General features: G+C 72.6%; 1 pseudogene. It reads right to left on the bottom strand.

Going from position 1 to position 230, the window contains the following annotated elements:
- A pseudogene (locus tag R0J92_RS27310) lies at positions 1-201 on the bottom strand (hypothetical protein); the annotation flags it as partial.
- Positions 202-230 lie beyond the last annotated feature (29 nt).

The following is a 230-nucleotide window of genomic DNA, read 5'->3' as shown; positions in this document are numbered from 1 at the left end:
CAGCGCCCGCAGCCCCTGCGCCATGGCATTCTCCGCCTCCCGCTGCGCCTCGGCCGCCGCACGCAGCAACGGGTCCGCGCCGCCAAAACCCCAGAGCCAGACCGCGCCCAGCAGCACAACCGGCAGCAGCGTGCTGCCAAGGATCGTCAGCAAATGCCGTGCCAGCCCAGCCCGCACACGCCAGCGGGAGGGTGGCGGCAAAGGCCGCACCGACCTCCGGATAGGCATCC

The organism is Tritonibacter sp. SIMBA_163 (assembly GCF_046535935.1).
Lineage (GTDB): Bacteria > Pseudomonadota > Alphaproteobacteria > Rhodobacterales > Rhodobacteraceae > Epibacterium > Epibacterium scottomollicae.
Note: the sequence above shows the minus strand (reverse complement) of the source record. Positions and strands in the feature narration are given on the sequence as shown.